Below are 26,401 nucleotides of genomic sequence, written 5' to 3' on the forward strand. Positions count from 1 at the left end.
CCATGCGAATGACATTTCTCGGTGCAGCAGGCACGGTCACCGGTAGCAAATACCTGCTGGAACACCGCGACCAACACGTACTGATCGATTGCGGCCTGTTCCAGGGCTATAAACAACTGCGGTTGCATAACTGGGACCCGTTCCAGCTTCCGGTTGAGAACCTCGACGCTATCGTCCTGACCCATGCCCATCTGGATCACAGCGGCTACCTGCCCGTCTTGGTGCGCAGCGGTTACCGTGGGCCAGTGTATGCCACGCCCGCCACCTGTGAACTGGCGAGGATCCTGCTATTGGACAGCGGCCGCTTGCAGGAAGAGGCCGCCGAGTTCGCCAATCGGCATGGTTTCTCCCGGCACAACCCGGCGTTGCCGCTTTATACCGAGCAAGATGCCGAGCGGGCACTGAAACTGTTACGGCCCGTGGAGTTGCACCACAAGGTCGAAATTGTCCCAGGCATGACCATCCAGCTTCGTTGTGCCGGGCATATTTTGGGTGCAGCGACGGTGGAGGTGATCGCCGATGGCATCACACTGGTCTGTTCAGGGGATCTGGGGCGGCCGGATGATCCATTGATGTTCGCTCCAGAAACCGTCGAGCAGGCTGATTATCTGCTCGTGGAATCGACCTATGGTGATCGCAAGCATCCAGTCGAGTCGCCGGAGGCGCAATTGGCTGAAGTCATCACCCGCACCACGCTGCGTCATGGCATCACCTTGGTTCCGTCGTTCGCAGTAGGGCGCGCCCAACTGTTGATGTACCACCTGTATCGGCTGAAACAACGACACGCGATTCCCGATGTGCCGATCTATCTCAACAGCCCGATGGCCACCGACGTCACAAGTTTGTACCAGCGTTTTCGCAGCGAGCACCGTTTGTCCCCCGAAGAATGCGAAGGCATGTGTCACATCGCGCAGTTCGTGCGCACCACCGCAGATTCGATCAAGCTGGATCAGCAGCGCACCCCGGCGGTGATTATCGCTGCCAGCGGCATGGCCACGGGGGGGCGTGTGATCCACCACCTCAAGGCGCTGGCCCCCAACCCGATCAATACGTTACTCGTACCTGGTTTCCAGGCCGGCGGTACCCGTGGCGCGCAAATTGTCGCAGGCGCGCCTTCGGTGCGCATTCACGGCAAGGATGTGCCGATCAGGGCCGAGGTGGTGCCGATGGAAACCCTGTCCGCGCACGCCGACGCCGATGAAATCATGCAATGGCTGCGCGGGTTCAAGCAGCCGCCGAAACACACCTACGTGGTGCACGGCGAACCCAATGCCTCGGATGTGCTGCGTCGACGTATCAGCCTGGAGCTGGGGTGGTCGGTCTCGGTGCCGGAGTATCGCGACAGTGTTGAGCTGACCCAGTAAACCGGTCCTGGCGAGCGGGGATGGAAGCCGTCTTGAGGTGAGTGAAAACGGATACCTTCCTCGGCTGTACTGACCTGAGTGCCAGCGGCGCCGTTGACGAGGCCTTCAATGTCGGCCAATGAGCCGATGGCCGCCACTTTGCGGTGTTGACGATCAGCCTGGTGTACATGGTGTCAGCTGAATGTGTGTAGCGTATTTTCTACCGTCGTCAGCGTTCGAAGCGCCATCGCAGATCCCTCACGCCTGTCTCTGGATGATGGGGAGGGCGTGGCACAAGCATTCACGTGCTGTCATCGGTTGTTCTTGTCCCTGGTGTGCAACCATTCCTGCCAGGCTTGTCGGTATTTTTCATCCGCCCGTTTTTTCGCGTCAGAAAACTTATGGATGGTTTGCGTCGAAACGGGCTCGTTCAACAGTGCGTAGGCTTGATCGTTCAAACGGTCGGCTTCAAAAAACAACGCCCTGCTGCGGCTGCTCGATTCAAGGTTGGCTGAATGCGGCATGGCTGATTCATTGATGACCATGGTCGTACTCCTTCTGGAAGCACAAGAAGGTGAGCTGGGTGTCCTGGTCCCCCTCAACTTTCCATATTGAGACAACCGCGCCCGGTTCTATTCGTCACGTGTCCAGTCGTTTTTCAGGGTGTTTCCAAGCCCGGTTCCCGGCTTGATAGACCGCGTCACACTGCGGGCAGATGGCTGACCCCTCAACCCGCTGCAAGCAATACGGATCATGAGTGGATGTTTTGAACAGCTTGCTTTTTTGACTTTGCTGAAACTTGTCCATGGCTTTTTTTCTCGCGCATCAAATGGGAAAAAAACTCACCTATAACCGTGAAACCGTGACCGAAAAACAGATCCCTTCTCCTTTCAGCCTGCTGAACACACACCGTCATTTGGACTCGGTTTCTTGCTGCGCGAATTGATCTTTGTCAATTCCGGGACGTGAACTGACAGTCGGTCATCCCGAGGGTGCGCGCATTCTTTGGGCGATTTGGGGCGCGGTGGCGTTGTGAGTTTGTTGATAAAAGTCAACGTCGCACGGGCCAGTTCATAGAAGCTGAAAAAACGTACTTGTTGTAAAACTGGCCAGGAGAGCACCCTGATGGCTCACACTAAAATCGTGTTTCGTGCTGCAGCTCGCGAGAAAATCCTGAGTGGCGCCACACAGTTGGCGGATGCCGTGCGCGTGACGCTGGGGCCGAAATCAAAATCGGTATTGATCCAGAATAAGTGGGGCAATCCGACGGTCTGCAATGATGGCGTCACGATCGCCAAACGCATTGACCTGCTCGACCCCGAGGAAAACCTGGGTGCACAAATGCTGCGTCAGGCGGCCGAGCGCACAGGCGATGCGGTAGGGGACGGGACCAGTACGTCAACGGTGCTGGCCCATGCAATCCTGGCCGATGGCATCCGCAACGTCGTTGCGGGTGCCAGTGCGATCGACCTCAAGCGCGGCCTGGATCGTGGGCTGTTGTTGGTCGTGGAATCCCTCGCCGCCCAGTCGCGCCCGGTCAGCACGCCCAAGGAAAAGGCCCAGGTCGCCACGCTGTCGGCGCATAACGATGCTGTCATCGGTCAGCTGGTGGCAGACGCCCTGGAAAAGGTCGGCGTTGAAGGCGTCGTCAGTGTCGAGGAGTCCAAGACCACCGAAACAGTGGTCGAAGTCATGGAAGGCATGCGGTTTGACCGGGGTTATGTCTCACCCTATTTCGTCACCGATGCCGAGAAGATGCAGGTCGAACTCGATGACGCCTACTTGTTGCTCTGTGACCATAAGATCGGTGCACTCAAAGACTTACTGCCCTTGCTCGAACTCGTTGCCAAAAGCGGGCAACCGCTGGTGTTGATCGCAGACGACATCGAAGGTGAGGCGTTGACCACGCTGGTCGTCAACCAGATAAGAGGTGTTCTGCGAGCGGTGGCAATCAAGGCGCCAGGCTTTGGGGATCGGCGCAAGGAAATGCTTCAGGACATGGCCGTTCTGACCGGGGCAACGGTGGTTTCCAACGAACTGGGCGTCACCCTCGAACAGGTGGAACTGAACCAGTTGGGACGTGCACATCGAGTCGTGGTGCAAAAAGACAGCACAGCGCTGATCGGGGGCGCCGGTACACACGAGGCCATTGAGGCGCGTTTGCAGCAGATCCGTGCGCAAATAGACAGCACCACCAGCGACTACGACCGTGAAAAGCTTCAGGAACGACTGGCCAGGCTGTCTGGTGGTGTCGCGGTGATCCGGGTCGGAGCGCCTTCCGAAGCCGAAATGAAGGCGCGCAAGGATGCACTGGATGATGCTATCTCAGCGACCCGGGCGGCGATCGCCGAAGGCATTGTTCCGGGGGGTGGTCTTGCGCTGCTCAAGGCCGTCCCGATTATCGCCGCCGAAGAGGCCCGCTATGAGGGTGATGCCAGGACAGGCTTGCAGATTCTTCGCCGGGCGCTGGAAGCGCCGGCCAGACTCATCGCTGAAAATTCGGCAGTGGATGCCGGCGTCGTGGTTGCACGCATGCTTGCGGAACCTGGGAACATTGGCTTCGATGCGTCCGCCAATTGCTATGTCGACATGTATGAAGCCGGCATCATTGATCCGACCAAGGTGGTGCGTATTGCCCTCGAAAATGCTGTTTCAGTCGCCAGTATCTTGCTGCTGACCGAGGCGACCATGACTGATATTCCGGAAAAGGAATCACCTGGCCAGCCACCGTTCCCTGAGTGATGGCTGTGAAAGGGGTAACGCTCACGTATACGAGGACGTCTCGATCAACGCCAGGTGACTGAGCAGCGGGTTTTCGCCGTGCAGGTTGTTCACTCTCGCCTCCACGCCATCGGCGGACTTTTCGGCAGTGTGAAGAAGGGAAGGCCCGCTCCGATTGATAGTGATCAAGTACGGTGGAATGAAAGGCTGCTCCTCTTACGGGGGCTCACGCCGGTAGTTGATATTTATCAACGTCAGGCACTTTCCAGAGGAGCAACCTGAATCAACGCTGGTGCTTGGTCCGGCGTGGACGCACCGGCTGAGCCCTACGAGGCCAACGGCAGGCGTTGAAGCCCTCTGCCTGGAGTCAGACCATGAGCCAGTATCAACAGTTGTTACTCATCATCCACCTGGCCCTGCGCCATTCTCCGGCAATCGACCATGCAGCAGCGCTCGCCAAGGCCAGCGGTGCACGTTTGCATATTGCGACGTTGATTCCTGCGTTGAAACTGTTGTCGCTGCTCGAAGAAGGCGACCGGGAAAAGGCTCGGGCGCGTTACCTGCAGGACCATCGCGATTGGCTGGAGGACCAGTCCAAACTTCTGCGTGGCAGAGGGATCGAGGTGACCACCGAGGTGGCTTGGGCTGATGACATGGAGCAAGACATCCTGGATCACGTCAAGGAACTGCAGCCCGACCTGTTGATTAAGGAAATCCAGCAAGAATCAGCGCTCAAGCGCGCGTTTTTCACCCCGCTGGACTGGCACTTGCTGCGCCACTGCCCGATACCGGTCTATCTGGTGGGCGGCGGTCATGCCTTGCCACGCAAGGTCGTGGCGGCGGTTGACGTTTCGGACACCGAGCCTGCAAACAGCGAACTGAATGAGCGGATCATTCAACAAGCCACCAACCTGGCGTTGCAGTGTGATGCCGAGTTGCACCTGCTGTATGCCTGCGATCTTTCGGGGGTGTATCTGGCGGACATGGGTGGTCTCGCGCTTTCAGACATCACCAAAGAGTTGCGCACAACCGAGGAACAATCGTTCATCAAACTGGCCGGTCTGTACGGCGTACCCTCTGACCGCCGGCATTTCGTTCTCGGACACCCGGTCTCGGCGTTGAGCGATTTTGCCAACGAGCAGCAGGTGGATGTGATCGTGATGGGCAGAGTCCAGTACCACGGCCTGGAGAAGCTGCTGGGCAGTACGACCGAACATATTCTGTACCAGGTGCCTTGTAGTGTTCTGGCGGTCTAGAACGGACAAGGCCATGTTGTAACGAAACGACAGGCGTCATTGCCTGAGGAGGTTTTTCATGAGTCAAAGCCCCTCATTGCAAACCACATTGGAGGACCGGGCAGAAGCCGGTCGACGTCTGGTGGAACCGTTGCTCAAATACGCCCATCGACCCGATGTCATCGTCCTCGCCTTGCCCCGTGGCGGCGTTCCGGTCGCCTATGAAGTGGCCAAGGCCCTGGACGTGCGCCTGGACCTGATGCTGGTCCGAAAGCTGGGCGTTCCGTCCCAGCCGGAGTTCGCCATGGGCGCCATTGCCAGTGGCGGTATACAAATCATTAATGAAGACGCCTTGCGGGCGCACCCCATTACCCCGGCCGCGTTCGATGCCGTGCTCGCGCGCGAAACACAGGAGCTGTTGCGTCGTGAGCAGGTGTACCGCGGAACCCGCCCCCCCGTGCGACTGAAGGATCAGGTGGTGATCCTGATCGACGATGGCCTGGCAACCGGGGCCTCGATGATGGCGGCAATCCACGCCGTGCGAATACAAGCACCGTCTCGCATCGTCGTCGCCGTGCCGGTTGCGCCGCTGGAAACGGTGGAGGCACTGCGCAGTGAAGTCAACGAGGTGATCTGCCCGCTGATTCCCGAGTGGATGATGTCGATCGGTTATTGGTACTTGAGATTTCCCCAGACTTCAGACGAAGAGGTCATAGATTTGTTAATGCGGGCCTGGCAGCGAGAGTCTGCCACCAGCGCCTCGACTCAGGGGAACGTCGATGACTGAGTCGCAATATCGACAGCTGGACCTGAGGGACGTTGAGTTATCAGCCGATTTGCGTCTGCCGACCAACGCCAGCGCTCTGGTGGTCTTCGTGCATGGCAGCGGCAGTGGTCATACAAGCCCGCGCAATCAGTATGTTGCAGAGTCGCTGGCCAGCAGGGGGCTGGCGTCGCTGCTGTTCGACCTGCTCACGGAGCCAGAGCAACGCCTGGACAACCTCACCCGGGAGCTACGTTTCGATATCGCCTTGCTCGCCAGGCGACTGGTGGAGGTCATCGACTGGGTCGGTCGCGACGTGGAATTGCACTCGCTACGAATCGGTCTGTTCGGCGCCAGCACCGGTGCGGCGGCGGCGTTGTTGGCGGCGGCCGTGCGCCCGGAGGTGGTGCATGCGGTGGTTAGCCGAGGAGGGCGTACCGACCTGGCGGGTGCGGCATTGTCGCAGGTGAGGGCGCCCACTCTGCAGATCGTTGGCGCCCAGGACCCGGTGGTACTCGAACTGAATGACCAAAGCTGTCATGCCTTGCGGTGTGAGCAGCATCTGGAGATCGTGGCGGGCGCTACCCATCTTTTTGAAGAACCGGGGGCCCTTGAGGAAGTCGCCAGACTCGCTGGCGACTGGTTCGAGAAGCATCTGCACGGCCCCGACTGAAAACGCTTGATCGGCCTCACACGCCAAACGGATAGGTTTCGTCTTCCGGTTCGAGTTTCTGGCTTTTCGGCAGCGCCAGTGCTGTTACGGGTTGGGTCTGTTCAATCCAGATCATGGCATCGAACTGTTCGGCCAGCATCGCTTCGAAGTAGTGACTGCCACGCTCGGTTTTGGGGCGGTAAATCACCCCGATGGCCCGTTCCAGCAACGGTTTGGACAACACCCGGCGCAACTCTTTGCGCGTTGGGTCTCGCCAGTCGGTCAATGACGCCGGCACACCCGCCTTGAGGAACTGATGCTCCCAACTGTCCGGGCGAGAGGGCCGGATGTCCTTGATCAGCATGTCACCGTCCCAGTCATCGGCCGCAGCCACCTGGCCACGGTCGGTGCTCATACCGATCAGAACGACATCGCGTCCATAGGCGCTGCGGCACAGCTGACCGATGTTGAATTGGCCCTTCCAGCCCATTTCCGTGGCGGCCGCGTTGCCGATATGAGAATTGTGCGCCCAGACCACAGCTTTGGCTTGCGGGCCCCGGTGCTCAAGGAGGGCCCGTAGTGTGTCGAACATGTGCCGGTCACGCAGGTTCCACGAGGCGGTGGACCCTCGATAAATCGCCCGGTAATACTGCTCCGCCGCCTGCACCACGCGGGCGTTTTGCGCCGCATTGAAGAACGCCTCGTCGTTCTGGATGAGCCCCGCCAGTTGTTCGGCCAGCATGGCGTTGAGCTGTTCGATCACCGCTTGTTCACAGGGCATCACACCGCCACGTTCGACGAAGTGGCCATACAGCGCGGGATCATCCTGCCACGGGGTCAAGCAGCCATAGCGCCGCCGGGCTTCATGGGCCAGAGGCGGGTCGACCCGGTCCAAATAGGCCAGCACTTCATGAATGGAGTTGCGCAAGCTATAGACATCCAGGCCGCGAAACTCAACGCGACGGTCAGCGGCGTGCTGGTGATTGTACTGATGCAGCCAGTGGGTGAAAGCCTTTACCTCGCTGTTGCGCCACATCCAGGTCGGGAACCGGCTGAAAATGTGGCGCTTCCACGCGGAATGCGCCAACCCCCGGACGTACTGGTCGACGTGGCCGGCGTCCGGCCAGTCTGCTTCAACCGCCACGATATTGAACCCGTGCCGCTCGATCAGCCTTTGGGTAATCGCCGCCCGGGTTCGATAAAAATCACTGGTGCCATGACTGGCCTCACCGATCATCACCACGCGCGCATCCGCGTAGCGATCGAACATTTCACCAAACGCGGATGAATCCAGCGCCGGCAGAGGCTCAGCGTATTGGCGCAGAAGAGGTGCGATGGCGGCCTGGTCAATGTGCCGAGGTGAGCCATACAGTTTATCCAGCATGTCTTGGGAGGGTGTGTTCATGACCGTCATCCCCATAAGGGTGGGTTACCGCCAGCGGTATTGCGCTTGCGCTCAACCGCCCGAAATCAATCGGCAGGGGCTCGACACATTGTGTTTAAGCGCAAGCCTTTGTGTTGCTTCGTCACCTGTTTGATTATTCCTACACCTTGAACCAGACGAACAATTGAGATTCGTCAATAAAGAGCGCGATGCCTTAAGCGTAGGTACCGGGATCCAGTATTCGTTGGCTGCTGAATATGACCTGACGCGATGGGCGTTATTCCGAATGCAGGCTTGGAAGGCTCATTTTCCTTTGACCTTGTAAATGGTCTGCGTCTAGCTAGGCTCCAGCCTAGGGCGGTCATCAGGGCAGGGCATTGAACGGTAAGTGAAGGACGCGTATTGATCCGCTGAACACAGGGGCGTAGATCATGGAAGCATTTGGCATGAAGAGTTCTTTCAACCGATCACATCTTACTCTTGCCCTCTGCGTAGCAGCGCTCATGGGCTGTACCCGTACGAGCGAAGAGACATCGCAAACAACGTCGCCCATGTCCGGTATCGCCATGGCGGACCAGGTTTGCGCCCAATGCCATGGGCTGACAGGGGAATCCATCTCGCCAACGTTTCCCAAGTTGGCCGGGCAGCAAAAAGAGTACCTGAAGTTGCAGCTGGCTGACTTCAAGAGCCATGCACGCAACGATAAAGCCGGGACTCAGTACATGTGGGGTTTTACCCATCTGACAGAGACCCAGATTGCCGAGCTGGCCGACTATTTTTCAAGTCAGAGCCCCATGAAGGCGGATGCCGACACGCCTGATGCCCGCGGTGAATTGATCTTTCGCCAGGGCTCGCCTGGTGCGGGCATCGCGCAGTGCAGTTCGTGCCATGGTGCTGACGGTCAGGGCAGTGGCGAGATTCCCCGCCTGGCGGGTCAACATGCCGATTATATGATTCGCCAGATCAAGGTTTTTCAACAAGCCAACCAGCGTCCCCGGGGTGACCTGACGAAGCAGATTGCTCACGCACTGTCTGATGCGGATGCCGAATCTGTCGCTCATTACATGGCGACACTCGGGGCCAAAAAATAGTGGTCTCCGAGGTGACTGTAATGAGCTTGAACTGAAACCAATGACAAGGTCGCAAGATCGGCTGATTCAATGAAAAAAAAGCCCCCGCCGGTTTCCCGGCAAGGGGCAGGGCGGTCTGGGGTTCACTCGCCTTTGATCGGCACGACCTTATCCGCTTTCATGGCTTCGGGCTTTTTCGGCAGCGAGATGCTCAGCACGCCTTTGCTGAAACTCGCGTCGATCTTATCGGCATCGACCCCTTTGGGCAGGTTGAACACCCGCTCGAAGGAACCGTAGTGACGCTCGCTGAGGTGATAACCCTTCCTTTTTTCTTCCTTGTCCTCTTTCTTTTCGCCTTTGATGATCAGGCTGCCGTTGGACAGTTTGATCTCAATGTTTTTCTGATCCATACCGGGCAGTTCGGCAGTGATTTCGAAGCTTTTGTCTTTCTCGGTGATGTCCACGGCAGGCAGGCTGTGAGCGATCAGTTCCCGACGCCAGAGCGGCTCGACATCGAACAGCCCGCGACCGAATGGCGACAGCCCTGAGCCGCGATTGAAGTCTTCGAACAGGTGATCGACCTGTTGCCGAAGTTTTTCCAAGGGGCGCCAGAGGTCTGTTACCACTGGATGCTGACTGGCTTTGTCGTCGCTATGAACCGGCACTTTTTTTTCGCTGTTGCTCATTTTGATTCCTCCTCTTGGGTAATAGAGATGGATCGCAAACACCCGTTTGGCGGCCCACCACGACAGAACAAACACGCCACACTGGCCCCTACAAGGACAGTGTCCCGGACCACAACATCCAGCCGGCGAAGGCCGCCGCCACCCAGATGATGATCAACAGTCCCGTCTCGGGGCCGCTGAGCGGTTGCCCCTGACGAGTCTTCATAGTGACCAGGTAAATCAATGAACCGGGGGCGTAGAGCAAAGCGCTGAGCAACATGTATTTAGGCCCGGCGGCATACAGCAGCCACAGGCAATACAGCGTGGCGACCGAGGCGATGGCCATATCGCGTAGTTGCAGGGCGCGGTGGCCGGCATAGGTCTGGCCCTGCCAGGTCAGTTTCAGCGCATACAGACCGCTGAACAGGTACGGCAGCAGAATCATTGAGGTGGCCAGGGAAATCAGCGCGAGGTAACTGGCGCTCGAATACAACGTCAGTAACAGGAACAGTTGAATGCAGCCGTTGGTGATCCACAGCGCATTGGCCGGTACACCTTGGGTGTTTTCCACAGCAAGCGATCCCGGCATGACCTTTTCCTTGGCCGGTGTGAACACCGATTCCGCCGCCAGCAGCGTCCAGGCGAGCAGGGCGCCACCCACCGAAATGATCAAGCCGATGCTGATCAGCACCGCGCCCCACGGCCCGGCGGCAGCCTGAAGCACGCCGGCCATCGAAGGGTTTTTCAGGGCGGCCAGTTCAGGTTGTCTGAGAATGCCCAGCGAGAGCAACGACACTGCAATCAACAGCAACAGGGTGATGACAAAGCCGATGACCGTGGCGCGGCCGACATTGGCGCGTTCTGCGGCGCGGGCGGAGAACACGTTGGCGCCTTCGATCCCGATGAACACCCAAACGGTGACCAGCATGGTGCTTTTGACTTGATCGAGGGTGCTGCCCAGCGCGGGCGAGCCCCAGAAATCGACAGTGAAGGTTTCACGCTGGAAGGCCGCGATCACCAGACCGATAAACAGCAGCAACGGTACGATCTTGGCTACCGTGGTCAACGCGTTGGCCCGGGCCGCGGTGCGCATCCCTCTGAGGATCATCCAGTGCAACGACCACAACACCACGGACGCGCCGGCAATCGCTGCTTTGTTATTGCCTTCACCGAACAGCGGGAAGAAATAACTCAGGGCCGCGAACAAAATCACCAGGTAGCTGACGTTGCCGATCCAGGCGCTGATCCAGTAGCCCCAGGCTGAATTGAACCCGAGGAATTCGCCACCCAAGGCGCGTGCATAGGCAAACACCCCGTTATCCAGTGCTGGTTGGCGGTTGGACAAGGTCTGATAGACCAGTGCCAGCGACAGCATGCCGACGCCGGTGATCAGCCAACCAATCAGGATCGCCCCGGCACCCGCGCTGGCCGCCATGTTTTGCGGCAGGCTGAAAATGCCGCTGCCAATCATCGAACCGACCACCAGGGCAATCAGCAGGCTCAAGGACAAGCGTTTGGGTTCCACCTTTCGCAAACTGCCTGCAAGTGGGTGGGCAGTCGGCGGGATGACCGGCTGGGTGCCTTGCAGGTGCGTAGCCATGGGAGCCTCCACGAAACGAAAGTTTCTGCACTCATCGAAGGCGATGGTGCGAATGCTGACTCTAATTTCTACATGTCCGTCCAACGCCTGATTGATTTAGATCAGAAAGAAGGCAAACACCGGGTTTGTCCGGGCACAGCCATGACCTGCGTTGTGTCCAACGCCTCAATTGCGGCCCCCGGCGGACACAAAAGACATTCGAGTCCTAAGCTCTACTTCGATGAGCGACAGATGTTTGTACGGCGAGGCCTGCAAATCGCTTTTTTAAGGAACTCACTTCGATGCTCAGTAAGTGGCTGGACCCCGTTCTGTTGCTGCTCACCGCACTGACGCTGCTGGCCGGCGGCATTGCGTATGTTGCGCAAGCACCTGATTGGGCCTCGAGGTGCTGGGCCGCGGGAAGTCTGGTGATGTCCGCAGTACTGCTCGTTGAAATCGTCAGGCGCCTGGCCCGGCGCGAGGCCGGTGTCGACCTGATCGCGCTGCTGTCGATCACTGCCGCCCTGGTCTTTGAGCAGACACTGGTGGCGGCGGTGATTGCCTTGATGCTGGCGACCGGACGCACCCTGGAGTTTTTCACCAAGCAACGCGCCGACCGCGAGCTTCGTGCGCTCATCGACCGGGCGCCACGTTTTGCCTGGCTGCAGGAGGAGGGCGGCTTGCGCCAGATCCCCATTGAGCAGGTCCAGCTAAATCAAACATTGCTGGTGCGGTTGGGAGAGGTGATACCGGTCGATGGTCGCCTGCTGAGTCCTGCGGCCATTCTCGACGAATCGGCGCTCAGCGGTGAGTCGTTGCCCGTCACCCGTCGAGAGGGCGAGCAACTGCCCAGCGGCGTTTCCAATGTCGGTGCGCCCATCCTGCTAATCGCTACGCGAACGGCCGCGCAGAGTACCTATGCCGGCATCGTGCGGCTGGCCGAGGAGGCACGTCGTTCGCGCGCACCTTTCGTGCGCCTGGCCGACCGCTATGCATTGTTCTTCATCCCATTGACGTTGTTGCTTGCCGGATTCGCTTGGCATTTGAGTGGTGATCCTTTGCGAGCGCTGGCGGTTCTGGTGGTGGCCACACCTTGTCCTTTGATTCTGGCGGTACCGATCTCCTTCATGTCGGGTATTTCGAGAGCCGCGCGGCGCGGGATCCTGATCAAGGACGGCGTGACCCTGGAAGCGTTGGCCGGAGTCAAGCAGGTGTTCCTCGACAAGACCGGCACGCTGACCAGCGGCCACGCCCGTCTGCAGTCGGTTGAGGTGAATGGGCTGGCCGATCCGCAATATTTGCTTGGCCTGGCGGCTTCACTCGCGCAGGCCTCGACGCATCCTGTCTCCCAGGCAATTGTTGAAGCGGCGCATCAGCGTCAATTGCCTCTCAGCGTCCCACAGGACGTAGAAGAAAACCCAGGCTCTGGACTTTGTGGGCAGGTCGATGGCGTGCAGGTGCGTTTCGGCACGTTGTCTTTTGCTCACAAAGACACCCCTGAAACTGACTGGGCCGCCGCCATGCTGCGCCACATGGATTACCTGGCGTGCAGTGGAAGCTTCATTGACGTGGATGGCAAACTCGCGGGCCTGCTGGTTTTCTCGGACAAGGTTCGGCGCGAAACTCCACAGACTCTGCGTCGACTGCGCAATAGGGGCATCGAAAAGATCGTCATGCTCACAGGCGATCGCCTGGAAACCGCCGAGATGATTGCGCTGTCTGCCGGGATTGACGAGCTGCGTGCCGGGTTGACCCCTGAGGATAAAGTGCGTGCTGTACAGCAAGGTTGCCTGCGCACGAGCACATTGATGGTCGGCGATGGCATTAACGACGCCCCCGCGCTGGCGGCGGCGAATGTCGGCGTGGCCATGGGGGCCAGCGGTGCCACTGCTTCTGCACAAGCCGCTGGAGTTGTGCTGTTGGTGGATCGTCTGGACCGTCTGGTCGAGGCGCTGGACATTGCCCGACGCACCCACTACATCGCTCGCCAGGGTGTGTTGGTCGGCATGGGGATGTCGTTGCTGGCCATGGCGGTGGCGGCCATCGGTTACTTGCCGCCGCTGATTGGCGCCGTGGTGCAGGAGGGCATCGACGTGGTGATTATCCTTAACGCGTTGCGGGCTCTGGGGCCGTTGTGGGGGCAGAAAAAACGAAAGCTTGCCGCAGAGCATATCGATCGCCTGCAGGACGAACACCAGCAACTCTCCACCGTATTGAGCGATCTGCACCAACTGGCCAGCGACTTTGCCCAGCGCCCACTTGCGCAAGCACAGACCGACTTGCAGGAACTGGTCGACAAGCTGCAAACATCACTGGCGCAGCATGAACACGAAGATGAAAACACACTGTACCCGCTGCTGACGCGAAGCATGCCGGGCGAGGACCCGATGTCGGCTATGAGCCATGCTCACCGGGAGATTTTTCGTCTTATCCATTTACTGGCGCGCATGAGTAGCGACTTCAGTTCCGACCCCGCAACGGCATCTGCTGATGAGATTCAGCATCAGCTGATTCGTCTGGATACCCTCGTGCGACTGCACTTTGATCAGGAGGAGGAACTGTTTCGTTATCTGGATTGGCGCTAGAAATTCAAGTCCGGCAAAAAGGGGGATGAAATGAGTAATACCGATGAGCGTGATAAGCGTTGTATCGCTTCTCCATACCTCGAAGACGTCGAAGCGATTGTCCGTCAGCTGGATTCTGACTGGCGCACGAGCACGGGCGTGCCACGATGGTCTTGAATCGTGCATTTTGGGGGCGCTTGGTTTGGGACTACGCTAAAGCCATGCGGATCGTCGATCAATCGGGACCCACTGTTCGCGCTGCGTCCGTCCCTGGAGCGCCCAATGCCGTTCATCATCACGCGCCTGGTGGCGCTGTTTGTTCTTTGCCTGACGCTTGAAGTGCCAGCCCAGACCAACGCCTGCCCGGCCGGCGAGACACAAGTGTGCCTGGACGGCTGCATCTGCCTGCCAGGCCGGGTGCCTGATGACCTCTACCAGATCGCTGCCCCGGCCCTGGCGATGTGGCTGACCCAAGCCCGCGCTGACGCAGCCGGCACCGGCATCCAACCCATTCCGCCGCACATCCGGGAGCGACTGCTGCGCTGGTACGACCCCAGCGTCCTCGATGCTGCGCGCTACAAAGTGAGCGACAACGGCCAATTCAACGCCGCCACGGCCATGCTGCAAAACCCCGATGTCGGTGCCGTGACGCTGATCGACATCATCCTCTTCCGGGACGCTCAAACTGCAGAGCAGGACATTGCGCTTTGGGCTCACGAACTAAAGCATGTGCAGCAGTATCAGGAATGGGGGGTAGAAGTATTTGCCCAGCGCTATACACAGGATTTCAATGCTGTGGAGGCGCCGGCCTATGCCATACAGGCTGAGGTCAGGCGGTGGGGGCGGGAAGGGAATTACTGAAGAGATCGATTGCACTTACCCCCGCTGCTCGGCCACCAGCAGCAATGACTGCGGCACAGGACTTTGCGGGTGCTGCGGCTCCTGCAGGGCGGCCAGCTGAAAACCGGCCATGTCCAGCGCATTGAGCCAACTGGACAAGGTGCGAAAGTACCACGGCATGGTTTGCCACTGGCCCTTGAACCCGGCAAAGGTCTCTTCCCGCCAGCCATCCTGATAGTCGCCCGCCGCTGCGGTCCATGGATGCAGCGTCTGGATCACCAGCGCGCCGCCAGGGGCGAGCAGGGCGTTCATGGCCGTGAGCAGAGGGATGATGTCCTGGTGCAGCAGGGCGAAGTTGGCGCAGATCAGGTCGTAGTCGCGGCCGATCTCCACCTTCGCTTCCACCAATGCTTCATAGCTCGCCACATGCACCGGCGAAGAGCCCGCCGCCCGCGCCGCCTCGACCAGCGTCGCATCGCCATCCACACCGACCGCTTTGATGCCCCGTTCAGCCAGCGCGCGCAACAGCCAGCCCTCGCCGCAGCCCAGGTCGAGCACGTGCTCGGGCTGACGGCCCAACACCGCCAGCAGGATGGCCTGGTCGGTGACCTTGAGGCGGCTTTCGATGGCGCCGGTGCGGATGGCGTCGATCCAGGACTGGGCGTTGTGGTGCCAGCTGTCGAGGAGGGTGGATTCGGGGGTGGGCATGTCGGTGACCGGCGTTGTGGGTTGGATAAAAGGATAGGACACGTGCGGGTGGATCGAAAAATCCTTACCAGCCTTTTACTCCGCTCATATCGGGCAGCCAGCGTCAGAAAGCCCAGGCTGTAGTAGAGGCTTCGGACGACGCAGAATTCAAATCGAGCGTTGATTAACACGCTGAGTCAGTACTTCCGCCGACTCCTTGCGTTCGGAATAGCGGTCAACCAGATCCGGGCGTTCGCGCAGCAACAACGTGAACTTCACCAGTTCTTCCATGACGTCTACCACCCGGTCATACAGCGCGGACGGTTTCATGCGGTTGCCTTCGTCAAACTCCAGAAAAGCCTTCGGCACGGAAGATTGATTAGGGATCGTGAACATCCGCATCCAGCGTCCCAGCACGCGAAGCTGATTCACCACGTTAAAGGATTGGGAACCGCCGCTGACCTGCATGACGGCGAGGGTTTTCCCTTGGGTCGGGCGAACGGCGCCCAGGGCCAGCGGCACCCAGTCAATCTGGGCCTTGAATACGGCAGACATGGCGCCGTGGCGCTCGGGTGAACACCAGACCTGTCCTTCAGACCATTGCATCAGCTCAAGCAATTCCTGAACTTTCGGGTGATCGCTGGGGGCGTCATCCGGTAGCGGTAGTCCCGATGGATTGAAGATCCGCGTCTGTGCACCGAAGTGTTCGAGCAGACGGGCGGCTTCTTCGACCAGCAGCCGACTGAATGACCGTGCGCGGGTCGACCCGTACAGCAACAGGATTCGTGGTTTGTGTTGGTCGTCGTCACCGGCAATGGGCTGAATCAATGAGGCGTCGAGATTAGGCAGTGAGTGGGTCATGAGGGCTCCCGTTACAGTGTGCTGATGCGGTCGAGTTCGCGCTTCAGTGCATCGCGATCAAGTTGGGCGAAGGGCAGGGCGAGGAACGCCCGGCAGCGTGTTTCGATGCGCGCAAGCGTCGAGTGGAATGCAGCGGCGGCGACCGTTTCGTCCCCCTTCACCTCTGATGGATCCTCCAATCCCCAATGGGCTTTCAACGCCGGCCCGAAATAGACCGGGCACGCCTCACCGGCGGCCTTGTCGCAGACGGTGATGACAATGTCCGGCGGGTTGGCCTCGAAGGCGTCGTTACCTTTGCTGCTTAACCCGTCGATCGCAATCCCGGCCTCTTGCAACGTGGTCAGGCTGCGCGGCAGCACCTGTCCTTTGGGGAAGCTGCCGGCGCTGATCGCCTGGAAGCCTTGCGGGGCGAGATGATTGAACATCGCTTCGGACAGAATGCTGCGACAGCTATTGGCGGTACACATGAACAGAACGCGCATGGCGACTCCTCTTTTCAGGCGGGCAGGCGCAAGGCCAGGGTAGATAAAGTGGTGGATCAGCAGCAGGCGGCAGTGTTGAGGGGGCGGTCGCCCATCGCTTCGAGTCGGGCGCTGTTTTCCTCAAGCCAGTCGGCGTTGGCTTCCAGGGTTGTCTCAAGAATGGTGCGAACCCACTTGGGCAGTTCGGGGTTGAGCCGGTAATACACCCACTGACCCTGACGGCGGTCCAGCAGCAGGCCACATGCCCGGAGCTGCGCGAGGTGGCGGGAGATTTTCGGCTGACTGTCGTTCAGGGCGCAGACCAGTTCGCAGACGCATAACTCTCCCTCACGGGTGATCAGCAAGGTGGCCCGCGTGCGAGTTTCGTCGGACAGGCATTTGAATACGGCGGCAGGGTTCAGCATGGAAGCGTCTTCAATACATGTGGTTGTCCGAATATACGGCTATCCATATGTATTGAGCAAACCCAATCAGATCGACGTCAGGAAGACGACCTGTCCTTGTGGGAGCGAGCTTGTCTCCGGGCGGCGATCCGACGATGGCGGACTGGCAGACAATGTATGTGTTGAATGTAAGACCGCTATCGCGAGCAGACTCCCACAGGTTCTGCGGCTCTATTAATTTTTGCATTCCGCCAACACCACTTTGCAGGTATCCGGCGTGCCACCGGATCGCCCGGCGTAGCGTATGCAATTATCCACGGATTTTTTGCGAGCCATGTTCAAGGTGGAGCCCCAGGCCAGGCCGCCCTCGCCGACGGTGGGAAGTGCTTTTGCATAGCAGCTGTCGCCCAGGCTTGAGACCGAATAGCGAGCCGTCGTCGCTTTGCCTGAACATCCCGCTGTCAGCGCCAGGTTGATGGCGAGCAGGGAGGGCAGGATCCATGACGAGCATCGGTGTGCTGTTTTTCCGGTCATCCCAACTCCCCTGTATCAAGAGGCTAGAGGCTTGTTTGTGGTCGTACTCTATTCAGATTAGATGGTGTTGTGCCGGCCCTAGGGTCGGTTTAGCGCAATTAGCGTTTTTGAGTCATCTTGCTGACAGCCGGAGTAAACCGTACGACAGTGAGGGGTGATCCGTTCACTCGCTGGACGCCATAACCGCGCCTATGGCATCGTCGAAAAAATACGCCATGTAGTAAACAGGATAAAAACAATGGAGGAGGGTGATGAGGTCGGCGCCAACACGTCGCTGGCAACGCTAAAGGCGTTCAATCGTTGCGTGTTGCACCTGGGGCGGCTTGCTCGAGATCGCGGCGCCTCCCAATTCATCGCCGACGGCTTGCAGGCCTTCCGCCAACTGGTGCCCTTCGCTTCGGCATGGTGGGGCGAGATGTCGACGTCAGACGCCAGTACTCCTCAAAGCTGGATGCACGGGCGGATCAATCTGCCTGAGTCGTTTGCCGTCGAATGGCACAAAGTGGCGGTCAGCGACCGATTTTCCCAGGAGACCTTGAGTCAACCCGGGGAAGTGGTGCGTGACAGTGGGTTCACCGATCCCTGCGAGGAGGTGAACGACTTCGCACGGCGGCACGATCTCTACCACCTGATGTGCATCACGTTCGAGCTCCCTGAAAGCGGCTTAGTGTTCTTCGTTTGTCTCTACCGAGGCCTTCATGCACAGGCTTTCAATGACAGCGAGGACGGATTGTTTTCGGCGTTCTGCGACCATCTGTTGCAGTTGTGGCGCTTTCAGGTGCAGGACATGATCCGCTGCGACACGGGCAACGGGGCGAGTGACTTCGGGGTCGCCCGGATGGACGGCAGTCTGCTGTATGTGGGCGCAAGTCTGTGCGCCGCGATTCAGCGCGAATTGCCTGGGTGGAGCGGTTCAATGCTTCCCGTTGATGTCATCGCACAACTGCAAAAGGCGCCCTGCGTGATTCGCCTGGGTCGTACTGCGATGACGCTTAGCCCCAACGCCGAGCACGTCATTCTGTCACTCGAAATGCAGGCGCGCGGAGTGGTGTTGGCGCCACGCGAGCGCACGGCGGCGATGCTGTTCGCCGCCGGCCATTCCTATAAGGAAATTGCCAAAATCCTTGCACTGAGTCCGGCCACAGTGCGCACCTATCTGCGCAACTGCTATTTGCAGCTCGGCGTGAAGAGCAAAGTGGAGCTGGGTTCTGTCCTGCGCTCATCGACCTCGCCTGCGCAAACTGCACGTCGTCATTAAGCCGCGCACAACACATACCTTGTGGCAAATGCCCTGTGGCGAGGGGATTCATCCCCGTTCGGCTGCGAAGCAGTCGTCAATCCGATGGATGCGATTTTCTTGATACACCGCGCCATATGGTTTTACGACTGCTTCGCAGCCGAACGGGGATAAATCCCCTCACCACAAGGCAGCTGCTACAAAGTATGTGTTGCTGCTTCGCTGACCGGTATTTGCCTTACCCCTCCTCATTTGTGGAGGTCCATCCGACCGCCGCGCTCTATAGGGTATGCCCTGCATATCAGGGGCTTGCGACCGTCCGTTCGGGCCACTTCCAAAACTATAAAAATAGAGGTGAGGCAGTTGAAATTTTCCAGGCTATTTATCGCCGTTGCCGCGACAACGGCATTTTCCAGTGTGGCGCTGGTGGGGTGTCAGACACACGCTTCGACAGGCGCCGACATGGTCATGCGCAACGGCTATGTCTACACCGTCGACGGCAAGAATTCCGTGCAACAGGCGATCGCCGTCACGGGCGGGAAGATTGTTTATGTCGGCAGCGATGCCGGGGTTGCCTCGTACATCGGCACGCAGACACAGCTGATCGATCTGGCGGGGCGCATGCTGATGCCGGGCTTCGTTGATGCGCACATGCATCCGGGGGATGGCGGCCGCGCCATGACCTTGTGCGACCTGAAATACCAGACGATGACCCGCAAGGTTTTCCAGGAAACCATTCAGGCGTGCCTGGACGCCGACAAGGGCAAAGGCCCCGATGTCTGGCTCGAAGTGGGCAGCTGGGACCGCATTGGCATGACCGGACTGGACGGCGACGCCGACAAGTCGACACTGGACGCGCTCAAGACCAATCGCCCAATTCAAGTCCGTTCCACCGACTTCCATACGGTGCTGACCAACTCTCGCGGCCTGGCGGTCGCCGGCATCAACAAGCACACGGCCAATCCCGGTGATGGCAAGTACATGCGCGACAGCGCCGGCAACCCGAACGGCATCTGTGAAGACGGAGCCGCCGAGGCCATGGCCGCCGTGGTGCCGCCCGCCACCGACGCCGAGAAACTCAATCAGACCCGCGCGGCGCTCGACGCCATGCGCCAGCAAGGCATCACCAGTTTCTTCGATGCCTTGTCGGGACCGGAAAACGGCAAAGCGTTTACGACTCTGCAGCAGTCGGGTGAGCTGACGGCCCGGGCGTTGTTGGCGATCAAACTCGACCCGGCCGCCGCCGCTGCCGACCCGGACAAAACCATCGCCGAGGCCAAGGCACTGGCCGCCACCTACGACCAGGGTGAAGCGAAACCGGCGCCGGGTGTGAGCATGCGCCACGTCAAATTGTTCATGGACGGCATCATCAACGCGCCGGCGGACACGGGTGCCATGTTGACGCCGTACCTGCGCAACGCCGGCACCGATACGGCGCCGAAGTGGACGCCCGGCAAGAACACCGGCGAGCTTTACTTCCCGCCGCAAGTGCTCAAGCCGCTGCTGCTGAAGGCCGTTCAGGCTGGACTCGATCCGCACCTTCACGCCACCGGAGACCGCGCGGTGCGTGACTCACTGAACGGCATCGAATACGTGCGCCAGCAACTGCCCGGCAATGGCTTCCGCCCAGCCATTACTCACAACGAGTCGGTGGACCCTGCCGACTATGCGCGTTTCAAAGCGCTCGACGTGACCGCCAACATGTCCTTCCAGTGGGCCCAGCAGGCACCGTCCACGGTCGACGGCACCAACGAACATTTAGGGGCAGCGCGATTTGCCCGCATGGAGCCATCGGGCAGCATCGCCCGTGCCGGCGGCCGCGTTGCGTATGGCAGCGACTGGCCGGTCGACCCGCTCGACGAGTTCCTGGCGCTGAAGATCGGTGTCACCCGCTCAGGCGATCCGCTGAACCCGCACAGCTACGGGCCCAAGTATGCGGGCAGGCTGAATGCCGACCCGGCGCTGTCGCGCACTGAAGTGCTGCGCACCATCACCATCAACGCTGCCGAGCAACTGAAACTGGACGCTGTCGTCGGTTCGGTCGAGGTGGGCAAGTTTGCGGACCTGATCGTTCTGGACAAGAACTTCATGCAGGTGCCCGAGGAGGCGTTGGCCCGCAATAACGTGCTGCTGACGGTCGTGGGCGGCCGGGTCGTGTGGGCCAAGGCGCCGTTCGTTGGCTTTGATCCGAAGGCGTTGTCCCAGGCATCTGCCGCCCGCCCAGCCCAATAAAAAAAGAGAGTGTTCCGATGCAGCGATTTATTCCAAACCTGTTGGCCGCAGCCCTGGCTTTTTCTTCGGTGCAGGCCATGGCCGCCGCTGACCTTGTGTTGTTCAACGGCAAGGTCTTCACCGCCGAGCCCGGTCAGGGACTGGTCCAGGCAGTGGCCGTGCAAGACGGCAAGATCCTCAAAGTGGGCAGTAATGCCGAAATCAACGCCCTGGCCGACACCCACACGCAACGGATCGATCTGGCGGGCAAGGTGCTGATGCCGGGAATGATTGATACCCACAGTCACCCGGTGGTTGCAGCCTTGGACAGCATGGGCGCCAACCTGCTGGATGAAGTCAAACCGTTACCGGAGCTTGAACAGTGGATCATCGAACAGGATCAGGCGGGCATTGCGCGGGCCGGTGATGTGATCAGCATCGCCGGGGTCAGTTCGGCGTATTGGGACAAGAGCCGGGAGCTGGGCCAGCGCTTCAATCAAGGACGCTGGGCGGATCAACCGGTGGTCCTCAGCGGGATCGACGGGCACACCGGCTGGGCCAACAACGCCATGCTCAAGCGCCTGAAGATCGACGCGGCGCTGGTAAAAGGCCTCTCGGAACAGGATCGCAGCTATGTGGGTCATGACGCGGACTTCACTCCTAACGGCTATTTTGCCGAGTCGCGCTGGGACCTGATACGCAGCCAGATCCCCGCGCCCAGCGACGAGATCATGTTGAAAGCCGCCCGCGAGGCGGTGAAGGTCAACAATCAATACGGCGTCACCGCCTGGATGGACGCGGCGGCGAATGCCGGCAGCGGCGATTCGCTGTTCGATTTCAAGGCAACCGAGCAGAGTTACGGCGTGCTGCCGCTTTACCGCGAACTGGCAGAGAAGGGTGAGCTCAATGCCCACGTCGCCGCGCTGCTGTTGACCAACCCGAAAAGTCGGCCGGCCGACCTGGAAGTACTGGCCAAGGTGATGAAGAAATTCGAGGGTGTGCCTAACCTGAGTTTTCCTGGGATCAAGGTATTCGCCGATGGCGTTCTGGAGTTTCCGGGGCAGACCGCCGCGGTGATCGTTCCTTTCAAGAACAGCCATAAAAACGGTCAACTGCTGATCGACCCCGCGCACTTCGGTGAGTTGGTGGTGGCAGCGGAGAAGCGCGACTGGATTGTGCACATGCATGCGGTCGGCGACCGTGCAGTGCGTGAGTCGCTCAATGGTTTTGCCTACGCGCGCAAACTCAACCCGACACCGGTGGCCCATAGCATCAGCCACCTGCAACTGGTCAACCCCAAAGAGTTTGCGCGCTTCAAGCAACTTGGCGTGATCGCCTCCATGCAATTGCTGTGGGCCACCGGCGAGAGTTACACCGTCGAGCTCGTCAAACCCTATATCAGCGCGTTTGCTTACGGATATCAGTATCCCGCCAGGTCCCTGCATAACGCCGGTGCGGTCATCGCCGGGGGCAGTGACTGGCCGGTGTCCAGCCCCAATCCATGGAACGCCATCGCTCAGGCCAGCACGCGCAAAGGGCCGCTGGGCGTGTTGAATGCCAAGGAAAGCATCGATCGCCAGACCATGTTCTACGCCTACACGCTCAATGCCGCGAAAGCCCTGCGCCTGGAGCAGCAGATTGGTTCGCTGACCCCCGGCAAACAGGCCGACCTGATCATCCTCGACCGCGATGTCTTCAAGGTCAGCGACGACGAACTGTTCGACACCAAGGTCCTGAAAACCTTCTTCGCCGGCAAAGAGGTGTACGCGCCCGCGTCCTGACCCTCCGCTCACCCGCACCCCGCAACAGACGCCTGGCTCCTCGCATGACGAGGGGCTCGGCATCGCCATGCCTGAAATAACCCGCACCTCCATAACAATAAGAGACTTGTATGAACGCACGCTCAGTTTTGACCCTTGCCACACTTGTATTGGCACCCCTGACCAGCCAGGCACTGACACTCAACGATGACTTCAATCTGGACATGACCCTGGGAGTCTTCAGCGATTACCGCTCCCGTGGCATTTCGCAAACCCTGGGTGACCCGGCGGCTCAGGCCGGCGCCACGCTGGTGCACAGCAGCGGCCTGTACGTGGGCGCCTGGACCTCGAACGTCGATTTCGGCGGCGAGTTCAAGACCCGGCAGGAACTCGAGTATTACGCGGGCTACTACTGGCAGGCGACCGAGGCCATCAGCCTCGACCTGGGGTACATCAAGTACGACTATCCAAAGGAAGGCCAATTCAACATGAGCGAGGTCTACGCCATCCTTGACGTATATGGCGTGAAGCTCGGCGCCAACTACTCAAACGATACGCCGAACTTGTTTGGCGAGGATCAGGACACCCTTTACACCTACCTCAGCTACAAAATCGCATTGCCGGCCGATATCGGCCTGGACCTGCGCGTAGGTCGCAACGATGTCAAAGACCCGGCTTTCTGGTCCGCCAACGGCGACAGCCGTAACGCCTACACCGAGTGGGAAGCCAAGTTGACCCGTGACTTCGTGGGTGTGACCTGGGGCCTTAGCTACATTGATACCAACCTGTCGAAAAGCGAATGCACGAGCTGGTACGGCTATGGTGATTTGTGCTCCGCCACGGTGGTTGCCAGCGCCAGCAAGGCGTTCTAAGCGTTAAAAGCCCTGCCAGTGAGTTAACAGGAACATTGTCCGCTTCCTGGCAGATCGCTTTTGGCCCTTATGTGGTGGACTACTCACGCTACCTGCCGAGCAAGACCTCGTCGCCCTTGTAGGCGCTGCCGCAGGCTGCGATCTTTTGATCTACATTTCCCTTTTCCCGCTCATCCATTCAATCCGCAAGGAAACGATCAACATGGACATCCAGGCCCTGCGCGCCGACGCATCCCACCTCGATAAAATCGCCAGCCTGTTCGATGCCTATCGAGGCTTCTACGGCCAGCCGTCGAACCTGCCGCAGTCTCGCGACTTCATCGCCGAGCGCATTGCCCGGGATGAATCCGCGATTTTCTTCGCCCAGGCTCCCAGCGGCGAAGCGCTGGGTTTCGTCCAGTTGTTCCCGACGTTCTCCTCCATCGACGCGCACCGCACCTGGCTGCTCGGCGACCTCTTCACAGCACCTGCCGCCCGAGGGCAGGGCGTAGGCACGTTGCTGATGAACACGGCGCGAGCCTTTGCATTGTTGACCGGCGCCAAAGGCATGGTGCTGGAAACAGCCACGGACAATGTCGGCGCGCAACGGTTGTATGAATCCCTGGGCTATGTGCGCGATACGGGTTACTACACCTACTGCCTCGATTTGAAACAAGGCTGAGCCAACCGCTGCCGGTTACCTCAACTCGCGCAGGAATGCAGCGTGGGCCTTGGGGCTCGTGAGGATGCGGTAACGGGTGCTCCGGGAAACATCACGGTCGCGAAAACGTTCATACACCGCCTGGAAAACTTCACGGTTCAACCCTGGGTGCTGATGCTTCAGGTAGCGTTCACAGCACGCGTTGTAGTGTTCAACCGATATGAACCTGTTGAACCAGAAGCGATAGAAGTAACCCAGCAGAAACCCCAGGCTGAAGTCGTGATCCAGCACCGAATGCGCGCAGCATTCGAAATCGATCAGGCGCAACCTGCCATCGGGGCCAATCAGAATGTTCTTGGGGTGCGGGTCCATGTGCACAAACCCCTCGACCAGCGTCTGCCCGAACAGTTGGAAAATGTCCGATAGCAGCGTTTGCGCCTGTTCGGGTTGGGCGATCATCCGTTCATCGACGCTGCAATGATTGTCGAAAAAACTGACCAGCAAATACTCTTCCTTGAGAAACGGAAAACGGCCGACGTGGCCGAATGCAGCCACTCTGGGCGACGATTCTGACTTGGCGGACACAACCGACAGGTTGATGAACTCGTTGGTCAGGTCATGCAACCCGAACACACGCTTGAGGCCCAGGAAGTTCTGCAGCTGCTTTTTCCAGTGGGTCAGGCGATTGTGTTTCAACACCCATTTGCGCTCACCTTCGAGCAGGAACACGCTGCGGGTTTCCTCGGGAATATCCAGCAAGGCATGTTGATCCGGTGCGGCAAAAAAACGCTGAAGCACCGTCACCAGTTCGTTCTGATCAGACGGATCGAAATGGAACGTGACGTCGGCAATCTTTTGCTGATTCAGAGGCGAAGTAAGGTGTCTGAGGTGACGCATGTAAAGTCCCTGGTAAATGCTTTGCGGTCCATAAAACGCCGGCAATCGAGCGCGACGCTTTGTCGTTATCGGCAGGACGCTGCAGAGCCTTACTTACAGGGTTGATTTTTTATCGCGGGGCCTGACTTCAAGCGTGTGTCAGATGTTTTAAACATCGCCACAGGATGCGTGTTTAAGTGCGTTCAAGGTTACTTCCTGAAAGCCACAAGACCTTGCGCCGTTGCCTACGGCTGCGCCAGAATCCGCCGGCTTGTGTGTCGTGGGCCTTGGTTTTATCGTTTCCGTGTCGCTGATCATTCAGCGGTCGGGCTTGGAAACTCGACGGGTAAACGACACGAAAGCACCTCTTCATAACGTAATTTTTCGCACTATGTGCATTCCGTTATGGCGGCTGTGCGTGGGAGACCTTTTAGGTCTGCCGGGCTCGTTTACCCTGGTTTTCCAACCTGCGTACAGCTGCCACCCCTTCGCTTGGAAACGAACGTGGCAGCTCCACCAGTAAACGAGGATTTACCATGTTCAAGGTCACACCCAATCCGCCGGACACCGATCCGGTCTCCCCATACGAACCCGATTCAAAAAAACTCAACGAAGCTGCCGAGCGGGCTCTCGATTACCACTTCCCGTCGATTGCCGACATCAAAGCCACCCCGCGAACCTGCAGCACCCTGTTTTCCGTGGACCCAGAGGCCACGACCGAAACCCTGACGGTTTTTCTGGTCGAAACCCTGGCCTCGATTGATGTGATGGTCCACGAGTTGGTGGACCTCCTGGAGGGTTGCTCGCGCTATTCCCTGTTGGGCATTTCCAACAGCGTCATGGTGGCTGAAATCACGGCAAACCGATTGCTGGATAAAATTGAACCGCCTGCGTAAGTGCGGTCTGCTGTGGTGAGTGGGTAACTGACGTTGGGTTGGGCAGTTGTTCCCTTTTGGGGGCCGCTGCGCGGCCCAGCGGGAGCAAGCTCCCTCGCCACAGGTTTCTCGGTGTTTGTTGCCGCTGCTAGCCGGTGATTGGGTTT

General features: G+C 59.2%; 24 protein-coding genes and 1 pseudogene. 15 read left to right on the forward strand and 10 right to left on the reverse strand.

The genetic code is table 11. From position 1 onward, the window contains the following. Nucleotides 1-2: 2 nt before the first annotated feature. On the forward strand, nt 3-1,364 hold the full coding sequence (locus KW848_RS04460; protein ID WP_256365025.1) for an MBL fold metallo-hydrolase RNA specificity domain-containing protein: 1,362 nt from the start codon (nt 3-5) through the stop codon (nt 1,362-1,364). Nucleotides 1,365-1,654: 290 nt separating this feature from the next. Here KW848_RS04460 and KW848_RS04465 read toward each other — a convergent pair whose 3' ends face one another. Next, complete coding sequence (locus KW848_RS04465) at nt 1,655-1,888, reverse strand: hypothetical protein (RefSeq protein ID WP_111448910.1); 234 nt, start codon at nt 1,886-1,888, stop codon at nt 1,655-1,657. 580 nt (nt 1,889-2,468) lie between these two features. On the opposite strand from KW848_RS04465, the gene groL reads away from it, so the two are divergent. The 4 genes from groL (at nt 2,469) to KW848_RS04485 (ending at nt 6,735) form a co-directional block, all read left to right on the forward strand. Further along, nucleotides 2,469-4,085 (forward strand): chaperonin GroEL, encoded by a 1,617-nt coding sequence (gene groL, locus KW848_RS04470; protein WP_218535963.1) that lies wholly within the window; start codon nt 2,469-2,471, stop codon nt 4,083-4,085. Nucleotides 4,086-4,438: 353 nt separating this feature from the next. Continuing rightward, nucleotides 4,439-5,320, forward strand: a complete 882-nt coding sequence (locus KW848_RS04475; RefSeq protein WP_218535966.1) for a universal stress protein — start codon at nt 4,439-4,441, stop codon at nt 5,318-5,320. 58 nt (nt 5,321-5,378) lie between these two features. Further along, nucleotides 5,379-6,086: a phosphoribosyltransferase gene (locus KW848_RS04480; protein ID WP_218535968.1), complete on the forward strand. Its 708-nt coding sequence runs from the start codon at nt 5,379-5,381 to the stop codon at nt 6,084-6,086. After that, the gene (locus tag KW848_RS04485) at nt 6,079-6,735 is read left to right on the forward strand and encodes a dienelactone hydrolase family protein (RefSeq protein ID WP_218535970.1); all 657 of its coding nucleotides are present in this window, start codon (nt 6,079-6,081) and stop codon (nt 6,733-6,735) included. Before KW848_RS04480 ends, KW848_RS04485 begins: the two co-directional genes overlap by 8 nt. Nucleotides 6,736-6,751: 16 nt before the next feature. On the opposite strand, the gene KW848_RS04490 is transcribed toward KW848_RS04485, so the two are convergent. Next, nucleotides 6,752-8,119 (reverse strand): erythromycin esterase family protein, encoded by a 1,368-nt coding sequence (locus tag KW848_RS04490; protein ID WP_218535972.1) that lies wholly within the window; start codon nt 8,117-8,119, stop codon nt 6,752-6,754. A 410-nt stretch (nt 8,120-8,529) separates the two neighbouring features. On the opposite strand from KW848_RS04490, the gene KW848_RS04495 reads away from it, so the two are divergent. Then, on the forward strand, nt 8,530-9,189 hold the full coding sequence (locus KW848_RS04495) for a c-type cytochrome (protein WP_192410592.1): 660 nt from the start codon (nt 8,530-8,532) through the stop codon (nt 9,187-9,189). 122 nt (nt 9,190-9,311) lie between these two features. On the opposite strand, the gene KW848_RS04500 is transcribed toward KW848_RS04495, so the two are convergent. After that, the gene (locus tag KW848_RS04500) at nt 9,312-9,854 is read right to left on the reverse strand and encodes an Hsp20/alpha crystallin family protein (protein ID WP_192410593.1); all 543 of its coding nucleotides are present in this window, start codon (nt 9,852-9,854) and stop codon (nt 9,312-9,314) included. Nucleotides 9,855-9,942: 88 nt separating this feature from the next. Beyond that, nucleotides 9,943-11,433, reverse strand: a complete 1,491-nt coding sequence (gene arcD, locus KW848_RS04505; RefSeq protein WP_218535974.1) for an arginine-ornithine antiporter — start codon at nt 11,431-11,433, stop codon at nt 9,943-9,945. 281 nt (nt 11,434-11,714) lie between these two features. Here arcD and KW848_RS04510 point away from each other — a divergent pair, with 281 nt between their 5' ends. Next, nucleotides 11,715-13,997, forward strand: coding sequence for a heavy metal translocating P-type ATPase (locus KW848_RS04510; RefSeq protein ID WP_218535976.1), 2,283 nt, complete (start codon nt 11,715-11,717; stop codon nt 13,995-13,997). A 261-nt stretch (nt 13,998-14,258) separates the two neighbouring features. Further along, nucleotides 14,259-14,837 (forward strand): DUF4157 domain-containing protein, encoded by a 579-nt coding sequence (locus KW848_RS04515; protein ID WP_218535978.1) that lies wholly within the window; start codon nt 14,259-14,261, stop codon nt 14,835-14,837. A 15-nt stretch (nt 14,838-14,852) separates the two neighbouring features. Here the strand turns inward: KW848_RS04515 and KW848_RS04520 are convergent, their stop codons facing one another. From KW848_RS04520 to KW848_RS04540, 5 genes are all read right to left on the reverse strand, one after another. Then, nucleotides 14,853-15,524, reverse strand: a complete 672-nt coding sequence (locus tag KW848_RS04520; RefSeq protein ID WP_218535980.1) for a bifunctional 2-polyprenyl-6-hydroxyphenol methylase/3-demethylubiquinol 3-O-methyltransferase UbiG — start codon at nt 15,522-15,524, stop codon at nt 14,853-14,855. Between the two features lie 147 nt (nt 15,525-15,671). Further along, nucleotides 15,672-16,364: an arsenical resistance protein ArsH gene (gene arsH, locus KW848_RS04525; protein ID WP_218535982.1), complete on the reverse strand. Its 693-nt coding sequence runs from the start codon at nt 16,362-16,364 to the stop codon at nt 15,672-15,674. An 11-nt stretch (nt 16,365-16,375) separates the two neighbouring features. Then, complete coding sequence (locus KW848_RS04530) at nt 16,376-16,846, reverse strand: arsenate reductase ArsC (RefSeq protein ID WP_095129038.1); 471 nt, start codon at nt 16,844-16,846, stop codon at nt 16,376-16,378. A gap of 56 nt (nt 16,847-16,902) precedes the next feature. Next, complete coding sequence (locus KW848_RS04535) at nt 16,903-17,250, reverse strand: metalloregulator ArsR/SmtB family transcription factor (RefSeq protein WP_111448898.1); 348 nt, start codon at nt 17,248-17,250, stop codon at nt 16,903-16,905. 213 nt (nt 17,251-17,463) lie between these two features. After that, the gene (locus KW848_RS04540) at nt 17,464-17,763 is read right to left on the reverse strand and encodes a hypothetical protein (protein WP_218535985.1); all 300 of its coding nucleotides are present in this window, start codon (nt 17,761-17,763) and stop codon (nt 17,464-17,466) included. 238 nt (nt 17,764-18,001) lie between these two features. Here KW848_RS04540 and KW848_RS04545 point away from each other — a divergent pair, with 238 nt between their 5' ends. The 6 genes and pseudogenes from KW848_RS04545 (at nt 18,002) to KW848_RS04565 (ending at nt 24,504) form a co-directional block, all read left to right on the forward strand. After that, nucleotides 18,002-19,021 carry a helix-turn-helix transcriptional regulator gene (locus tag KW848_RS04545; protein ID WP_192410601.1) on the forward strand — a complete coding sequence of 340 codons (1,020 nt, stop codon included), beginning with the start codon at nt 18,002-18,004 and terminating at the stop codon, nt 19,019-19,021. A gap of 342 nt (nt 19,022-19,363) precedes the next feature. Then, on the forward strand, nt 19,364-21,232 hold the full coding sequence (locus KW848_RS04550) for an amidohydrolase (RefSeq protein WP_218535987.1): 1,869 nt from the start codon (nt 19,364-19,366) through the stop codon (nt 21,230-21,232). 17 nt (nt 21,233-21,249) lie between these two features. After that, a complete protein-coding gene (locus KW848_RS04555) occupies nt 21,250-22,992 on the forward strand; it encodes an amidohydrolase (protein ID WP_218535990.1) in 1,743 nt (580 codons plus the stop codon). Nucleotides 22,993-23,102: 110 nt separating this feature from the next. Next, a complete protein-coding gene (locus KW848_RS04560) occupies nt 23,103-23,843 on the forward strand; it encodes a TorF family putative porin (RefSeq protein WP_218535992.1) in 741 nt (246 codons plus the stop codon). A 23-nt stretch (nt 23,844-23,866) separates the two neighbouring features. After that, nucleotides 23,867-23,956 (forward strand): annotated as a pseudogene (locus KW848_RS31705) (hypothetical protein); the annotation flags it as partial. Nucleotides 23,957-24,045: 89 nt separating this feature from the next. Beyond that, nucleotides 24,046-24,504, forward strand: a complete 459-nt coding sequence (locus KW848_RS04565; RefSeq protein ID WP_218535994.1) for an N-acetyltransferase — start codon at nt 24,046-24,048, stop codon at nt 24,502-24,504. Between the two features lie 15 nt (nt 24,505-24,519). Here the strand turns inward: KW848_RS04565 and KW848_RS04570 are convergent, their stop codons facing one another. After that, the gene (locus KW848_RS04570) at nt 24,520-25,380 is read right to left on the reverse strand and encodes a phosphotransferase (RefSeq protein ID WP_218535996.1); all 861 of its coding nucleotides are present in this window, start codon (nt 25,378-25,380) and stop codon (nt 24,520-24,522) included. Between the two features lie 515 nt (nt 25,381-25,895). On the opposite strand from KW848_RS04570, the gene KW848_RS04575 reads away from it, so the two are divergent. Then, nucleotides 25,896-26,255 (forward strand): DUF6124 family protein, encoded by a 360-nt coding sequence (locus tag KW848_RS04575; RefSeq protein ID WP_150656226.1) that lies wholly within the window; start codon nt 25,896-25,898, stop codon nt 26,253-26,255. Nucleotides 26,256-26,401: the final 146 nt, after the last annotated feature.

It is taken from the genome of Pseudomonas sp. PDM25, assembly GCF_019219045.1.
Lineage (GTDB): Bacteria > Pseudomonadota > Gammaproteobacteria > Pseudomonadales > Pseudomonadaceae > Aquipseudomonas.

Excerpts from the sequence above, each read along its gene's own strand:
- KW848_RS04460 (WP_256365025.1), top strand. The coding sequence starts at position 3 with ATGCGAATGACATTTCTCGGTGCAGCAGGCACGGTCACCGGTAGCAAA.
- KW848_RS04465 (WP_111448910.1), bottom strand. The coding sequence starts at position 1,888 with ATGGTCATCAATGAATCAGCCATGCCGCATTCAGCCAACCTTGAATCG.
- groL (WP_218535963.1), top strand. The coding sequence starts at position 2,469 with ATGGCTCACACTAAAATCGTGTTTCGTGCTGCAGCTCGCGAGAAAATC.
- KW848_RS04475 (WP_218535966.1), top strand. The coding sequence starts at position 4,439 with ATGAGCCAGTATCAACAGTTGTTACTCATCATCCACCTGGCCCTGCGC.
- KW848_RS04480 (WP_218535968.1), top strand. The coding sequence starts at position 5,379 with ATGAGTCAAAGCCCCTCATTGCAAACCACATTGGAGGACCGGGCAGAA.
- KW848_RS04485 (WP_218535970.1), top strand. The coding sequence starts at position 6,079 with ATGACTGAGTCGCAATATCGACAGCTGGACCTGAGGGACGTTGAGTTA.
- KW848_RS04490 (WP_218535972.1), bottom strand. The coding sequence starts at position 8,119 with ATGAACACACCCTCCCAAGACATGCTGGATAAACTGTATGGCTCACCT.
- KW848_RS04495 (WP_192410592.1), top strand. The coding sequence starts at position 8,530 with ATGGAAGCATTTGGCATGAAGAGTTCTTTCAACCGATCACATCTTACT.
- KW848_RS04500 (WP_192410593.1), bottom strand. The coding sequence starts at position 9,854 with ATGAGCAACAGCGAAAAAAAAGTGCCGGTTCATAGCGACGACAAAGCC.
- arcD (WP_218535974.1), bottom strand. The coding sequence starts at position 11,433 with ATGGCTACGCACCTGCAAGGCACCCAGCCGGTCATCCCGCCGACTGCC.
- KW848_RS04510 (WP_218535976.1), top strand. The coding sequence starts at position 11,715 with ATGCTCAGTAAGTGGCTGGACCCCGTTCTGTTGCTGCTCACCGCACTG.
- KW848_RS04515 (WP_218535978.1), top strand. The coding sequence starts at position 14,259 with ATGCCGTTCATCATCACGCGCCTGGTGGCGCTGTTTGTTCTTTGCCTG.
- KW848_RS04520 (WP_218535980.1), bottom strand. The coding sequence starts at position 15,524 with ATGCCCACCCCCGAATCCACCCTCCTCGACAGCTGGCACCACAACGCC.
- arsH (WP_218535982.1), bottom strand. The coding sequence starts at position 16,364 with ATGACCCACTCACTGCCTAATCTCGACGCCTCATTGATTCAGCCCATT.
- KW848_RS04530 (WP_095129038.1), bottom strand. The coding sequence starts at position 16,846 with ATGCGCGTTCTGTTCATGTGTACCGCCAATAGCTGTCGCAGCATTCTG.
- KW848_RS04535 (WP_111448898.1), bottom strand. The coding sequence starts at position 17,250 with ATGCTGAACCCTGCCGCCGTATTCAAATGCCTGTCCGACGAAACTCGC.
- KW848_RS04540 (WP_218535985.1), bottom strand. The coding sequence starts at position 17,763 with ATGACCGGAAAAACAGCACACCGATGCTCGTCATGGATCCTGCCCTCC.
- KW848_RS04545 (WP_192410601.1), top strand. The coding sequence starts at position 18,002 with ATGGAGGAGGGTGATGAGGTCGGCGCCAACACGTCGCTGGCAACGCTA.
- KW848_RS04555 (WP_218535990.1), top strand. The coding sequence starts at position 21,250 with ATGCAGCGATTTATTCCAAACCTGTTGGCCGCAGCCCTGGCTTTTTCT.
- KW848_RS04560 (WP_218535992.1), top strand. The coding sequence starts at position 23,103 with ATGAACGCACGCTCAGTTTTGACCCTTGCCACACTTGTATTGGCACCC.
- KW848_RS04565 (WP_218535994.1), top strand. The coding sequence starts at position 24,046 with ATGGACATCCAGGCCCTGCGCGCCGACGCATCCCACCTCGATAAAATC.
- KW848_RS04570 (WP_218535996.1), bottom strand. The coding sequence starts at position 25,380 with ATGCGTCACCTCAGACACCTTACTTCGCCTCTGAATCAGCAAAAGATT.
- KW848_RS04575 (WP_150656226.1), top strand. The coding sequence starts at position 25,896 with ATGTTCAAGGTCACACCCAATCCGCCGGACACCGATCCGGTCTCCCCA.